The organism is Synechocystis sp. FACHB-908 (assembly GCF_014698595.1).
Classification (GTDB): domain Bacteria; phylum Cyanobacteriota; class Cyanobacteriia; order Cyanobacteriales; family Microcystaceae; genus Synechocystis.
The window spans coordinates 13,968-26,809 of the sequence record NZ_JACJTH010000023.1; the positions used below are offsets into that span (position 1 = coordinate 13,968).

Below are 12,842 nucleotides of genomic sequence, written 5' to 3' on the forward strand. Positions count from 1 at the left end.
CCCGTCTAGGGCATGGGGGTGGTAATAGGCCATTCAGCGGATTGTTAGGGGCCGCCGCCAACGGGAACATTAATCAAAACGGTGTGGCGTATAGTCTTGGGAGATAGTAACCGCAATACAGTTCCCAAAGCAAGCAAGCAGAGCCTTTCGGGCCCCGAGCAGCCCTTTCCCCCCAGCCACCATTTCGGCGATCGCCAGGGAAGGCAGGTTTTTTAGACGACGTTTCCCTCAGGAAGGTTCATTTTTGAGCCAATCCCCCAGGGGGCGGGTCAGCCAATTCAAGCCCACAGTCAGTTGATGTTGCCAAGTGGGAAAACGGTAGAGATAGACCAAACGACGAGCCAACAAGGCGGCGGGGCCACTTAATTTAATGCCCAAACCACTCAGCACAGCGCCATCGGTGCCCAGGGCCAACATTTCCCCTAGGGGTTGATAACGACAGGGCAGCAGGGGACGGCCGGTTAAGTTAGCCCAAATGTTCCAGGCACAATAGTCCGTCTGTTGGAAGGCTCCTTGGGCCGTGGTGGGAATTAATTGTCCACTAGCATCCCGACCTTCGGCTCCGTCCCCCAAGGCAAAAATGTTAGTTTTTCCTTCCACCTGTAGTTGGGCATTGGTTCTAAGCTGGCCTTGGTCGTTATGGGGCAGGGCTAAATTACGAATCAAAGGAGAAACGGTGGTGCCCACAGTCCAAAGCACCAAGTCCACTGGAATTACATCTTCCTGCTCTCGGAACTGGAGGGTGACATCGGTGGCGGTGATGGCGGTAACGGTGGTTTCCGTATCCACCCAAATTCCCTTGGCGGAAAGACTGGCCTGGGCCTGTTGACGATTGAACTCCGGGGACATGGCTAAAATTTCTTTGCCCCGCTCAATAATGCGGATGCGGCCCCGTTCCCCTAGGCGATCGCCGAGTTTGGCCGCTAATTCCACCCCGCTGTAGCCCCCACCAACAATAGCAATACGAATTTTCTCTGCGTCGGCTTGTTCCAGTGATTTTAATTTTTGCTTGAGTTTATAGGCATCTTCCAGGGTGCGGAATCCCAAACCATAATCCTTTAGCCCCGGCAGATTTGGCAGGGGAGTTTGGCCCCCCAGGGCAATGACTAACTGATCAAACGCTAAACTTTCGGTGCCCTTGTCCTGGTCATTTAACAACACTTTTTGGTGGTCAAAATCAATGGCGGTCACTTCCGCCTGACGAAAAATTACCCCCGATTCCGCTAAAAGTTCTACAAAAGGAGGGGCAATTTCCCAAGTTTGCATTTCCTCTGTTACCAGTTCGTAGAGGAAAGGGGCAAATAAAAACCGATCCCGTTGGTCGACGAGGACAATTTCCGGTGGGGTATGGCCCTCCCAGGATAGTTGACCGAGGCGTAGAGCGGTGTAAAGTCCGCCAAATCCTCCCCCTAAAATACAAATCCGTGGTCGAGCGTCCGTCATAATCTCTGCCAGTGGTGAGGGCTTGTTACATTTTGTAATCAAATTGCTCCTATTCTAGCCGTTTGAGCATGGCGGCGCGGGCTTGTTGGGCGAGGCAGTCATCCAAGGGAGTTAACTGCACCGAATCCTGATACTTCTTCTCCAACGCCGTGCGGATTAACCAATCAGCTAAAAAGGGATTTTTGGGCAACAGAGGGCCATGGGAGTAAGTGGCGATCGCCTTTTGGTGGAAAGCCCCCTCAAAGCCATCTTCGCCGTTGTTGCCATAGCCGGTTTTAACCTTACCCAGGGGAGAAACGGTTTGGAGATAGGTGCGGCCGCCATGGTTTTCAAAGCCAATGACAATGGGAGTTTCCCCGGTCATAGCCTGTAATTCTTGCCGGAGGGGTTCAGCGGTAATTTCAAACACTACGTTACCAATGCAGCGTTTTGCTTCTGGTCCTGGATGTTTACTGACCATATCCAGCAGTCCCAAACCCTGAATGCGTTGCCCTAAGGCAGGCTCGTAATAATGCCCCAGCAGTTGGGGAGAACCACAGGTGAATACTCCGGGAATGCCATCGTCTAACTGATTTTTCAGCGCCTCTGCTTTGGATCCTTGCAAATCCCGCATGACAATTTCCTGTTGGCGATCCTGGGCCCCGCCCCCCACAATTAAGTCGGCTTGGAGAAACAGTGCCGCCTCGCTGGTCTGTTCCAGGGGCAGAATTTTCACAGGGATATCCCGCCATTGACAACGACGTTGGATGCAAATGACATTGCCCCGATCGCCGTAGGTGCTCATGAGTTTGGGATAAAGCCAGCCGATTGTTAATTCCATACTTTATTTTCATTGGGGAGAGATTAATCCCTGGGAGCAAGACACGGTTCGGATGTAAATCTTGGCACCACTGACTACAATAGTCGAGAAAATCTTCCCATTTTCCCTAGGCATTTTCCATGTTGCCGTTGATTTTACCCGCTCTCCTTTCCCTCTCCCCCGCCGCCCATCCCTTGAATCCTCACCCCAATGCCATGGTTGCTTCCATAAATTACACTGACCTCAGCTTTGAACAGGCCATTGCCCATAGCCAGGCATTATTGCTAGAAATTGCGGCAAATAATCTTACTGACCAGGAAATGACCACGGCGATCGCCAATTTGGTCGCCACTGAAAACGGGGCCCGGGGATTTTTTGTTACTTTTCTCACTGCCCAGAATTTTTCCCTGGCGGATCAACCAAACCCGGCCTTAATGACCGCTCTAGGTTCCTCTCCGGCGATCGTAGGAGAACTTTTGGTAAAAAATCTGGCCATGGCCACCGCCACAGCAATTCTCCACCAAAGAGCGGGGGACGGGGAGGCGGCCCAGGGTTCCCAGCAGGTGGCCCAACGGACTCAGACCTTAATCAACGAGCTATCCCTACCCGGCTTACCAGAAAAATTGACCGAGTTGGAACAGAGTTTAGACGGCCCCGGGCCCTACGAAGCCTTTTTGCAACGGTGGAACTATGACCAAGAGCAGCGGGAAGCCATTCGCCAGGCGATCGCCCAGGTTAAATAGTTACCCCAAAATGGATTGAGGCCGAGGGTTAGGACTACGGCAAGTTATCCGCTCCGGCCCATTTGTCTGATTGGAAAAAAAGGGAAAATTTTTCGTCAGGGGTTGACAATCCCCGGCACAACTGATGTAATGGTAAAAGTCTGAAAAACCTGGGTCTGTAGTTCAATTGGTTAGAGCACCGCCCTGTCACGGCGGAAGTTGCGGGTTCGAGCCCCGTCAGACCCGTTAAAAGAGAGCAATAATCCTTCAACGAGCCCCCCTGAGTCTTTCCACTATTTTGCTTTCGGCTGCCAATCTTTGATATTCCAAGTGGGACGATCCCAGGGAGTTAACGCCACCCCATCCAGGCGATCGCCTACTCCCACCACACTGGCTCGATGCACCACGGGTACCAAAATATAATCATCCACTAACAAATCGTTCATTTGAATGAATAGTTGTTGGCGCTTTTCCGGGTCCAGTTCAGCCACTGCTTTTTGCCAGAGTTGGTCGTATTCGGCACTACAGTAACGCCCATAATTGTCCCCACTCCATTGATTCTCGGCGGTGGGAATGGCCCCACAGGTGAAGGTTTGCATATATTTGCTCGGATCCGGGTTAGTGTTGCCCGTGGTGAACATAGACAAATCCCCCTGAAATCGTTCCAAAGTATCGGGGTTGGCCGGATCACCGGAAAAGAACACACTGGGGTCAATGCTTTTCAGTTCTACCCCCACGCCGATCGCCTGGAGAGTTTGTTTAATTACCTGTTGGGTCTTTTGCCGCAGGGGATTAACGCTGGTTTGGAATACCATTTGCAACTCAATGCCATCCTTGTCCCGAATACCGTTGCCGTTGCTGTCCTTCCAACCCGCTTGGTCGAGTAATTGCTGGGCTTCGGTGGGATTAAATTGGAAACTCGTATTTTGGGAAGCATACTGCTGGGGTAAAACCAGAACGTTGGCCGTGGGCTGTCCGGTGACACCATAGAGTTGCTTGGCAATTAAATCCCGGTCAATGCCTAGAGTTATAGCTTTCCTCACCAAGGGATCCTGCAAAAAGGGATGGGGAAACTTCACCGAGGAGCGATCGCCATTGGTGCGCGCAGGATCGGGATCGCTGAGATTAAATATTACCCGTTCACTCAAACTGCCTAAATCTGCCACAATTTCCCCTTTGCCGCCTTGGGCCAAGGACTGGAGGATATTGTCCTCCACCTGTAAATTGAGGGCAAAATCCGCATCCCCAGTTTGCAGTACGGCCCGGGCCGCGGAGGTAGCATCTCCCCCACCCTTAATTTCCACCTGTTGGAAACCGATATTTTTCCGGTCTCGATAATGGGGATTAACTTCATACAACACCACATCCCCTGGTTTAAAACTGGTGACCCGATAGGGCCCAGTACCGATGGGCAACAGATTTGCCGGTGCCTGCCGCGCCTTTTCCCCGACAAAATCTTTATAAATGTGCTGGGGCAAAATCATCCCTTCACTGCCCACAAAGGGTAAAAACCAAGCTGGGTTGGGTTCCTTAAAGGTTATTTTGACTGTATTTTTGTCCAACGCTTCCACCTTGGCGATCGCCTCATAGGTACCAGTGCTGGTGGCCCCAGTTTTGGGATCACTGAGGAATTTGTAAGTGAACGCCACATCCTCCGCCGAGAAGGGTTGCCCATCAGACCAGAGCACATCAGGCTTTAACTTCCAGGTGACGGACAAACCATCCGCCGCCACGCCGCCATTTTCTACGCTGGGAATTTCCGCCGCCAAAAACGGGACTAGGTTGCCTTCTTGGTCAAAACTTGCCAGGGGTTCCAGGGCAATACGACTAGCTTCCGCATCCTTAAAGCCCGTAGCCAAATGGGGATTTAAAATCGTGGGAGCCTGCCAAGAGAGAATTTTCAGGGTTTCTTGACCATTCTGCTGAGAGTTACCATTGCCGACATTGGGGCTACCACAGGCAAACAATAATAAGGGCAACAGCCCCCCAATTAGTTTTTGGCAAGAACGAGACTTAACGGTGGCGGGAAGATTTAGCAACACAGGCAACAGGGATAATCAAGGCTTAATTTCGCTAGATTGTCCCCTGATTAGAGTCTGTTTGCAAAGTTTTGGCCTTTGATCTCCGTCATTCCGGTTCAGCTCCGGTAACTTTTCTCCCCTAACGATCTTGGTAGCCCATGCCATTGGCCTCCGCATAGCGCTCCATGAAACGGATAAAGCGTTCCCAATGATCATTTTTAACTAGGTCAAAACTGCACTGGGCACCCCGCAGTTCATCCCCTTCGTCTCCACCAAAAATAAATTTTACTGACGATGGTTCAATTTCCATCGCCCCCTCTTCGTCAGCAAGACGTAAATGGCCGTTAAACCTTTGGGTAAAACTCTGAAACTTTTCGATCGCCTGGAGACGTTCAAAGGTCATCACCACAGTGCGAGCGCCGGTAGTAGAATTGCGGCGGAGGCTGACATTGCTGAGTTCTTCGGGGAGATCAGCAAAAAATTCGATGGTGGGAGTGAGGGTCATCATGATTCACACCGGAATGGGATTTCTTTGATCCTAACAACTTTTACTAGAGCCGGTCAGGACAGTTTAACTACTACCGGAGGGGTGGAAGGTCTGTGATCCCCGGTCGGAGTTTACCCAAGGAGCGGAGGGGTTTGCGCTGTGGCCCATGTCTCCGTTGGGCTTGGACAAATAGTTCATTGCCAACCTTGCCCGATCGCCAAGGAAGCCATAAATTGAAGGGGTCTTAATCTTGACCAATTACCGGAATTTTCTCATGGGTGCGCTATTGGCTGTGTTGCTATCGGGGATGGTTTGGTTTGCTGCCCTACCAGGCTTTGAACAAATCTTTGCCGGCTCCCCACCGGAAAACTTAGGGATCACAAGTGGACAATTAGCCCCCTGTCCCGACATGCCCAATTGTGTGAACAGTCAAATTAGTGCTGATTCTATCCACGCCATTGAGCCCCTCCATTACCAAGGAGATTTGGCCAATGCCCGTAATTTGTTAACGGAAATTTTGGGGGTAGTGCCCGGGACTACCATTGTGCAATCCCAAGATAATTACATTCGGGCAGAAGTCCGCAGTCGTTTGATGGGTTTTGTCGATGACCTCGAATTTTATTTCCCTGGCGATCGCCCTGTGATTGAAGTCCGTTCCGCATCCCGGTTGGGGGAATCGGATTTGGGGGTTAACCGCCGCCGTTTAGAACAAATCCGTTTGGCCCTAGCAGATCTAGAACAAGGCAATTAGAACATTGTTCAAAAACTAATCGCCGCAGTTTTCACAGACCCCATGGACGGTAATTTCATAACGTTCCGCCTTGAGTCCCACCCTGAGTTTGCCTAGGTCCACCGCTGGTAACTCCTCCCAATCCACATCCTCTATCGCCCCGCAATGACGACAACAAAAATGATGGTGGGGCTCCACATTGGCATCGTAGCGACAGACCCCTTCTTCCAATAGAACTTCCCGGATTAATCCCACAGATTGCAAAGCCTTGAGGGAACTGTACACCGTGGCCTGGGAAGACGTGGGGGCAGCTTGATTAAGGTCAAACAATAACTGTTCTGCGCTGGGATGATCCCGACGTTGGAGTAGATTGGCATAGACCCCATAGCGCTGGGGAGTAACCCGCAGCCCCCGCTCCTTCAGCGTTTGAATAATTTCTTCTCTGTTTAAGGGCATACTGTTCCTCCTAACATCGGTGCGGCAACATTCGCTGATTTTTGATGGGTAAGTCCCTCTGGGCAAACCTCAGGAACCATGGGTCCTGGCCAGCACACCAATGATAATGATCCGCACTGTTTGGCTATAGTCTATCTAGCTTAACATTTTCTAGAAGGACTATTAGATAGAATAATTATAAAAAAAATATTAATTTTTAAGCTTGACTTATTTCTATCTCAGAACTATTCTGAGAAAAGAGGGCAAGCATTGATGAAAAATGCTCCATCCCCTCAGAAAAATTTAGTCGTTTAGATAGCCAGAGGTAACCATGACCCCCGAACGAGTTCCCAGTGTAGTGTTCAAAACCCGTGTCCGTGACGAATCTGTACCTGGTCCCAATCCCTACCGTTGGGAAGACAAAACCACTGAACAAATCTTTGGTGGCAAAAAGGTTGTGCTTTTCTCCCTACCCGGTGCCTTCACCCCCACCTGTTCTTCTAACCACTTGCCCCGCTACGAGCAGTTGTTTGAAGAATTCCAAGCCTTGGGAGTAGATGACATCATCTGTCTATCTGTGAACGATGCCTTTGTTATGTTCCAATGGGGCAAACAAATTGGTGCCGACAAAGTGAAATTACTACCCGATGGTAACGGCGAATTCACCCGCAAAATGGGTATGTTGGTGGAAAAATCCAACCTCGGTTTCGGGATGCGTTCCTGGCGCTATTCCATGTTTGTCAACGATGGCAAAATCGAAAAAATGTTTATTGAGCCTGAGTTCGGTGACAACTGTCCCGTAGATCCCTTCGAGTGTTCCGACGCTGACACCATGTTGGCCTACCTCAAAGGTGCTGAAGCGCCCGGGGTTTCTGAGCCCGTTAAAGCTTTTGTCGGCTAAGTCTGTCAGAGCATTTCAATGTGATTACTTGACTGAAACCTAACGAATCAAAACAAGGCAGTGTTATTCCCTCAGAATGGCACTGTTTTTTTGCTCAAATTTTCCTCTGTTAAACCCCAATCACCTCCAACTTCTAGCCCCGCGGTGTCCGTTTCCCCTTGCACTATCAGGCCGTGACCCACAGATCCCAATTGCAAATACAAATAGCCCCTAGTGGTATCTCGGCAGTTGAGTTGTAAGCCCTGGGCGGTGGGAGTGTGGACTAAACTGCCTTTTTTATCTGTTTTTCCGGACAACTTGACCCAATACCTATCATTGCTGGCTTTTAATTGCCAACGGCCCCAGGGAGCTACTTGCCAAGTGACTGTGCCATGGCCCGGGCCAAATTCGTAAAAATTACCTTGGTGATGTAAGCCAATTAAAGCTACCTCTTCGGGGCGACCAAGAACAATCCGTTCCCCGCCAGCGGCAGTGACGCTCAGTCCTGGATGGTCAGGAAAATAATTTGCTTGGAGCCAAAACCAGCGGGAGGGAAAGGAGTGACCCCAATTTTTTTCGGCATAAACTAGGGCGTGGTCAAATTCATACTGTTCCCTCTGCCATTTCAGCCAGCCGTGCGCTCTACCTTGGGCTAAAAGAATTTGCCAACCGGGATCAAACAAGGGTAAAAAGGAAAGCCAACCCGCTGTAGCCCGAGGAAATCGGTTAGGACTCCCCCAAGTTACTTCCGGTTCTACGGTGAACTGCCAACGACAATGGCGATCGCCATGAATGATTTGTCCTTGGTGCTGATTTTGATGGATTTGATAACCTTCCTTGACCGTGGCAAAAAATTCTTCGGAGAGTAGGGGTTTCGCCTGCCTGTTATCCCTACATTTTCCCCAATGCCCTAGGGCAAACTGGCGAGGACTGGCCCAAAATTTTTTTACCGAGGGAAATGTCCGCCAAACAAGTTGGTCTTCCTGATTTTCTTGTTTTTTCGTAGCCGGCCCTAAAATTTGCACAGCACCGCCGCCGTAATGATGATCGCTAGCAGGATTTTCGATGGAGTACATAAAAGCAAAACTTTCCCCGGATTGGGGCAAAAGCAGGCGCACGTACCAACCTTCAAAGAAAGGTGATTGACCTTGCCAATGGTAACCACTGTGGGGCGGAAATTTCATGGAGATTGAGAGAATTTATGATGCTAATTGAAGAAGATACTAAATAGTTCTAAAAACCCTAAAAAATAGTATTAGAAAAATTAGGTAACCACAGAGCCAAGGGATACAGCAAGTACTCTAAGAAAAATAGCTTCCAAATAAACTGATAAAAACTAGCAATTTCGGTTTTGCTTTCTAAGTGTACATCTCGACTCCGCCACCAGAGTAAGGCTAATAAGCACAAATGGGAAACAATCAAGAAAGCAGTATTTAAAGGCATAGCCGCCCATAAGCCCCAGATTGCCATGGCTAAATAACAACCAGTGAGTAAAATTAAGGTTCCCCGAAAAACGTTTTGTTTGCCGATTTGCAAAGTTAAAGTTTGAATCTTAAATTGCCGATCGCCTTCCATATCTGGCACATCTTTAAAAATGGCGATCGCCACGGTGAAAACTAAGATAAATAAAGTCAAAACCCAGATGGGGGTTATTAAAGTGGGGGGATAACCTAAACCAATTCTAAAAAATAAAAATAAGCCCAAGTTAACCACAATTCCCCGCACCGTCAGAATACACAGGGCCGCCAGCAGGGAAAAGCGCTTTAACCTCACTGGCGGCACCGAATAGGCCGTGCCAATAATCAAACTAATGCCCACCGTTAGCCCCAGCCATAGCCCTAATCCCCAGGCGATCGCCAAGGAAGCAACGCCACAAAGTCCCACAATCCAACGGCCCTGGGCGATAGAAAAATCTCCGTTAGCTAGGGGCAAATTCGGCTTATTGATGCGGTCAATGTCCACATCCCACAATTGGTTGAGGCCGACAATGTACACATTACCCAACAGGCAGGCCAGCCAAGCGCCGAACACTAAATCCAGGGAAGCAGGGGAGTTAACTGAGTTTCCATCCCCGAGAATAGTTAACAGATACACAGCCCAGACGCTCAGAGTTGTACCAATGATGGTATGGGGGCGGGAGAAGCGCCAAAAAGCTTGGATAGTTGCCATGGCAATAATTTTGAGAAATGAAATCTCTTTGCAGTGTACCTAAACCCACCAAGGCCGGACCATTTTCCTGCCCTAATCCAGAGCAAAGGCAAAGTCCATTGCCCATCGACCCACATTTGGCTCGGTAACCTAGAATTGGAGAGCCTTATTCCATCACATTTCCATGTCCACCCCCGCCATCATTGCCCAGGACCTAAATTTTCAATGGTCTGCCGATCGCCCCGGTTTGCAAAACTGTAGTCTGGCGGTGCCCCAAGGTCAGTTTTGGATGCTGTTGGGCACCAATGGTAGTGGAAAATCTACCCTATTAAGGTTATTGGCGGGACTCCTCACCCCCCAATCCGGTCTGGTGAAACTGGCCGAACCCATGGGCTTTGTTTTCCAAAATCCTGACCATCAATTAGTTATGCCCACCGTCGGGGCCGATATTGCCTTTGGTTTAGTCAAGGAAAAACTTTCTCCCCAGGAAGTACAAGTCCGGGTAGGAGAAGCCCTGCAAGCGGTTAACCTAGCTGAGATGGCCCGCCGTCCCATCTATGCCCTCAGTGGCGGCCAAAAACAACGCATTGCCATTGCCGGGGCGATCGCCAGACACTGTTCCGTGCTTTTATTGGATGAGCCCACTGCCTTGCTGGACCGAGATAGTCAACAGGAATTGGTATTGCAAGTACAAAAATTAGTCAAACAAAGGGGCATCACCGCCCTGTGGGTAACCCATCGCTTAGACGAGCTAGACTATTGTGATGGAGCCTTTCTGTTGGAGGAAGGCAAAATTGTGGCGCAGGGAGATCCCAAACCCCTCAAGCAAAGAATGATGAACAAGACCGCAGTTTAACCCCACCTATCCGTGAACCAAATTTCTCCCCTCCGTATTTTTTTGTTGGACGACCACCCCTACAGTCGCATCGCCAGCGCCGACCTTTTGCGTTTGAACAATTACCAAATTATTGAAGGGGAGACCACCAAAGGATTCAGTTGTGGCCAAGTGGTGGAACAGGTGGAAAAAGTTGATCCGGACTTAGTGTTGATGGACGTCAATTTGGCCCACCAAAATGGCATTGAATTGTGTCAGGCAATCAAACATAGCCCCGTCGGGCAATATATTCCCATCATTCTCACCAATGCCATGGACGACCCCCAATGCCGTCTCCGTAGTCGGGCCAGTGGGGCCGATGCCTATTTGCTCAAACCCTTGGAGCGGGTGGAACTGCTCAATCAGGTGGATTTACTGATCCAGAAAAAGAAATTAGCCGAATCCGTAGCCCAAATTGAACAGGTTTTATTTCGCTTAGCGGCGGTGATTGAAGAACGCTACGCTGTTGGGGAGGCTAGCATCACCTGTAGTCAACTAATAGAGGGTTTTGGCGAATTTATCGGTCTAGAACAGGGGCAAATTGATGACCTTGTTTTTGCGGCTCGGCTACACGATTTGGGACTGATCCAAGTGCCCGATGAAATTATGCTCAAGCAAGGGCCCCTCAACTCCACAGAATTGGACTGCGTGAGGGACCATGTCCATGTGGCGGCTACCATTTTTGAACCCCTGGCTGGGCGTAGGGCTGTGGGGGAAATTATGCGCTATCACCATGAACGCTGGGATGGCAGTGGCTACCCTGATGCTCTCCGGGGTAAGGAAATTCCCCTGCTAGCTCAGGTTTTTCAAATCATTGATATTTTCACTGCCCTAACCAGTAACCGTCGCTATAAGGAAGCGGTGAATACGGCCCAGGCTTTGGAAATTTTACAAGGAGAAGCCCGACGGGGTTGGCGTAATCCAGAAATGGTGGAAAAGTTTGTCAATTTTATTAACAAAAATTCCATAGAAGAGAGTTTGGCCCAAAAGTTGAATTAGTATGCTCTAGGACTGGGTGAAAAGTAGTCATGGTTACCCATCCAAATCATTCGCTGCCCCCTGGGCATTAACCCATGGAAAGTATGGAAAATACGGCTAATTTAGATTGGATTTTAGGGGCGATCGCCTTGGGAATTTTAGTGGCAGGCTTAGTGATGTTGCTCAATGGTGTCAAAGACTTGGGAAAATAGGCACAATTCTAGGGGGTTCTCGACAAAAAAAGCCAGCAACGGGGTCTTAATCTAAACTGTGAGGTAGCCTCCGCCCATATTGCTTTTCCCAGGGTATTTCCTATGCAAGTCCAATTTCAAATTTTGCGCCAAAAACCGCAACAGTCTCCCTACCTAGAAAAATTTGATCTAGAAGTGGAGCCCGGTGCCACCATTTTGGAGTGTTTAAATCAGATTAAATGGGAACAGGACGGCAGTTTAAACTTCCGCAAAAATTGTCGCAATACCATCTGTGGCAGTTGCAGTATGCGGGTTAATGGGCGATCGGCCTTGGCTTGTAAGGAAAATGTGGGCAGTGAAACCAGATTATTTACCCAGGTTAACGAAGCAGGCATTCCTGTGGTGACGGTGGCTCCCCTCGGTAATTTGCCCGTCATCAAAGATCTAATTGTGGATATGCAACCCTTCTGGGACGACTTGGAACGGGTGGAGCCCTACGTTAGTACCCAGGGGCGCAAGGTGCCGGAACGGGAATTTCTCCAAACCCCAGCGGAAAGGGAAAAACTCAACCAAATGGGCAATTGCATTCTCTGTGGAGCTTGCTATTCCGAGTGCAACGCTAAATCTGTTAATCCCGATTTTGTCGGCCCCCATGCCCTGGCCAAAGCCCAAAGATTATTAACCGACTCCCGGGATGGAGCCACAGCCGATCGCCTCGAAAGCTACAACAATGCTACAGCCGGGGCCTGGGGCTGTACCCGTTGTTACCTCTGTAACGAAGTCTGCCCCATGGAAGTGGCCCCCATGGACCAGATTGGGAAAATTAAGTCTGCCCTTCTGGCCCAGAAAACAGCCCAGGACAGTCGCCCGGTGCGCCACCGCAAAGTTATGGTGGATTTGGTTAAAGCCGGTGGTTGGGTGGATGAGCGTAAGTTCGGTATTTACGTAGTGGGTAATTTCTTCCGGGATCTCAAAGGTATTGCTAGTATTTTGCCCCTGGGCCTGCGGATGATTAGCAGTGGCAAATTTCCCCTGGGCTTTGAACCTTCCGCCGGTACTGAGGAAGTGCGGAGCTTAATCGAACAGGTGCAAGAAGCGGAAAAACTTGCCAATTTCTGAGATCTTCGGCGATAA

General features: G+C 49.7%; 13 protein-coding genes and 1 tRNA gene. 7 read left to right on the top strand and 7 right to left on the bottom strand.

What is annotated here, in order from left to right; translation table 11 throughout:
* Positions 1-228 precede the first annotated feature (228 nt).
* Together H6G46_RS07755 and H6G46_RS07760 are read right to left on the bottom strand one after the other, a co-directional pair.
* A complete protein-coding gene (locus H6G46_RS07755; protein WP_010872413.1) occupies positions 229-1,443 on the bottom strand; it encodes an NAD(P)/FAD-dependent oxidoreductase in 1,215 nt (404 codons plus the stop codon).
* A gap of 49 nt (positions 1,444-1,492) precedes the next feature.
* Positions 1,493-2,263 carry a type 1 glutamine amidotransferase gene (locus tag H6G46_RS07760; RefSeq protein ID WP_010872412.1) on the bottom strand — a complete coding sequence of 257 codons (771 nt, stop codon included), beginning with the start codon at positions 2,261-2,263 and terminating at the stop codon, positions 1,493-1,495.
* A gap of 119 nt (positions 2,264-2,382) precedes the next feature.
* Between H6G46_RS07760 and H6G46_RS07765 the strand changes: the two genes are divergently transcribed.
* Together H6G46_RS07765 and H6G46_RS07770 are read left to right on the top strand one after the other, a co-directional pair.
* Positions 2,383-2,985 (top strand): hypothetical protein, encoded by a 603-nt coding sequence (locus H6G46_RS07765; RefSeq protein WP_010872411.1) that lies wholly within the window; start codon positions 2,383-2,385, stop codon positions 2,983-2,985.
* Between the two features lie 151 nt (positions 2,986-3,136).
* Positions 3,137-3,210, top strand: a tRNA-Asp gene (locus H6G46_RS07770).
* Between the two features lie 47 nt (positions 3,211-3,257).
* Here H6G46_RS07770 and H6G46_RS07775 read toward each other — a convergent pair.
* Positions 3,258-5,006 carry a peptide ABC transporter substrate-binding protein gene (locus H6G46_RS07775; protein WP_010872410.1) on the bottom strand — a complete coding sequence of 583 codons (1,749 nt, stop codon included), beginning with the start codon at positions 5,004-5,006 and terminating at the stop codon, positions 3,258-3,260.
* Between the two features lie 118 nt (positions 5,007-5,124).
* Positions 5,125-5,493 (bottom strand): photosystem II reaction center protein Psb28, encoded by a 369-nt coding sequence (gene psb28, locus H6G46_RS07780; RefSeq protein WP_010872409.1) that lies wholly within the window; start codon positions 5,491-5,493, stop codon positions 5,125-5,127.
* Positions 5,494-5,746: 253 nt separating this feature from the next.
* Between psb28 and H6G46_RS07785 the strand changes: the two genes are divergently transcribed.
* A complete protein-coding gene (locus H6G46_RS07785) occupies positions 5,747-6,223 on the top strand; it encodes a DUF1499 domain-containing protein (RefSeq protein ID WP_010872408.1) in 477 nt (158 codons plus the stop codon).
* A 15-nt stretch (positions 6,224-6,238) separates the two neighbouring features.
* Here the strand turns inward: H6G46_RS07785 and H6G46_RS07790 are convergent, their stop codons facing one another.
* Positions 6,239-6,658: a Fur family transcriptional regulator gene (locus H6G46_RS07790; protein WP_010872407.1), complete on the bottom strand. Its 420-nt coding sequence runs from the start codon at positions 6,656-6,658 to the stop codon at positions 6,239-6,241.
* Positions 6,659-6,968: 310 nt separating this feature from the next.
* Between H6G46_RS07790 and H6G46_RS07795 the strand changes: the two genes are divergently transcribed.
* Positions 6,969-7,538, top strand: coding sequence for a peroxiredoxin (locus tag H6G46_RS07795; protein ID WP_010872406.1), 570 nt, complete (start codon positions 6,969-6,971; stop codon positions 7,536-7,538).
* A gap of 71 nt (positions 7,539-7,609) precedes the next feature.
* Here the strand turns inward: H6G46_RS07795 and H6G46_RS07800 are convergent, their stop codons facing one another.
* Positions 7,610-8,701, bottom strand: coding sequence for a tocopherol cyclase family protein (locus tag H6G46_RS07800; protein ID WP_010872405.1), 1,092 nt, complete (start codon positions 8,699-8,701; stop codon positions 7,610-7,612).
* Between the two features lie 58 nt (positions 8,702-8,759).
* The gene (locus H6G46_RS07805; RefSeq protein ID WP_010872404.1) at positions 8,760-9,686 is read right to left on the bottom strand and encodes a homogentisate phytyltransferase; all 927 of its coding nucleotides are present in this window, start codon (positions 9,684-9,686) and stop codon (positions 8,760-8,762) included.
* A gap of 163 nt (positions 9,687-9,849) precedes the next feature.
* On the opposite strand from H6G46_RS07805, the gene H6G46_RS07810 reads away from it, so the two are divergent.
* The 3 genes from H6G46_RS07810 to H6G46_RS07825 all read left to right on the top strand — a co-directional run bounded on the left by H6G46_RS07810 (position 9,850) and on the right by H6G46_RS07825 (position 12,827).
* A complete protein-coding gene (locus tag H6G46_RS07810) occupies positions 9,850-10,521 on the top strand; it encodes an energy-coupling factor ABC transporter ATP-binding protein (protein ID WP_010872403.1) in 672 nt (223 codons plus the stop codon).
* A 12-nt stretch (positions 10,522-10,533) separates the two neighbouring features.
* Entirely contained in the window at positions 10,534-11,538 is a 1,005-nt protein-coding gene (locus tag H6G46_RS07815) for a two-component system response regulator (RefSeq protein WP_010872402.1), read from the top strand.
* Between the two features lie 293 nt (positions 11,539-11,831).
* A complete protein-coding gene (locus H6G46_RS07825) occupies positions 11,832-12,827 on the top strand; it encodes a succinate dehydrogenase/fumarate reductase iron-sulfur subunit (protein WP_010872401.1) in 996 nt (331 codons plus the stop codon).
* Positions 12,828-12,842: the final 15 nt, after the last annotated feature.

What these genes read in the sequence shown, in the direction of transcription:
- H6G46_RS07755 (WP_010872413.1), bottom strand. Translation starts at nt 1,443, where the DNA reads ATGACGGACGCTCGACCACGGATTTGTATTTTAGGGGGAGGATTTGGC.
- H6G46_RS07760 (WP_010872412.1), bottom strand. Translation starts at nt 2,263, where the DNA reads ATGGAATTAACAATCGGCTGGCTTTATCCCAAACTCATGAGCACCTAC.
- H6G46_RS07765 (WP_010872411.1), top strand. Translation starts at nt 2,383, where the DNA reads ATGTTGCCGTTGATTTTACCCGCTCTCCTTTCCCTCTCCCCCGCCGCC.
- psb28 (WP_010872409.1), bottom strand. Translation starts at nt 5,493, where the DNA reads ATGATGACCCTCACTCCCACCATCGAATTTTTTGCTGATCTCCCCGAA.
- H6G46_RS07785 (WP_010872408.1), top strand. Translation starts at nt 5,747, where the DNA reads ATGGGTGCGCTATTGGCTGTGTTGCTATCGGGGATGGTTTGGTTTGCT.
- H6G46_RS07790 (WP_010872407.1), bottom strand. Translation starts at nt 6,658, where the DNA reads ATGCCCTTAAACAGAGAAGAAATTATTCAAACGCTGAAGGAGCGGGGG.
- H6G46_RS07795 (WP_010872406.1), top strand. Translation starts at nt 6,969, where the DNA reads ATGACCCCCGAACGAGTTCCCAGTGTAGTGTTCAAAACCCGTGTCCGT.
- H6G46_RS07800 (WP_010872405.1), bottom strand. Translation starts at nt 8,701, where the DNA reads ATGAAATTTCCGCCCCACAGTGGTTACCATTGGCAAGGTCAATCACCT.
- H6G46_RS07805 (WP_010872404.1), bottom strand. Translation starts at nt 9,686, where the DNA reads ATGGCAACTATCCAAGCTTTTTGGCGCTTCTCCCGCCCCCATACCATC.
- H6G46_RS07810 (WP_010872403.1), top strand. Translation starts at nt 9,850, where the DNA reads ATGTCCACCCCCGCCATCATTGCCCAGGACCTAAATTTTCAATGGTCT.
- H6G46_RS07825 (WP_010872401.1), top strand. Translation starts at nt 11,832, where the DNA reads ATGCAAGTCCAATTTCAAATTTTGCGCCAAAAACCGCAACAGTCTCCC.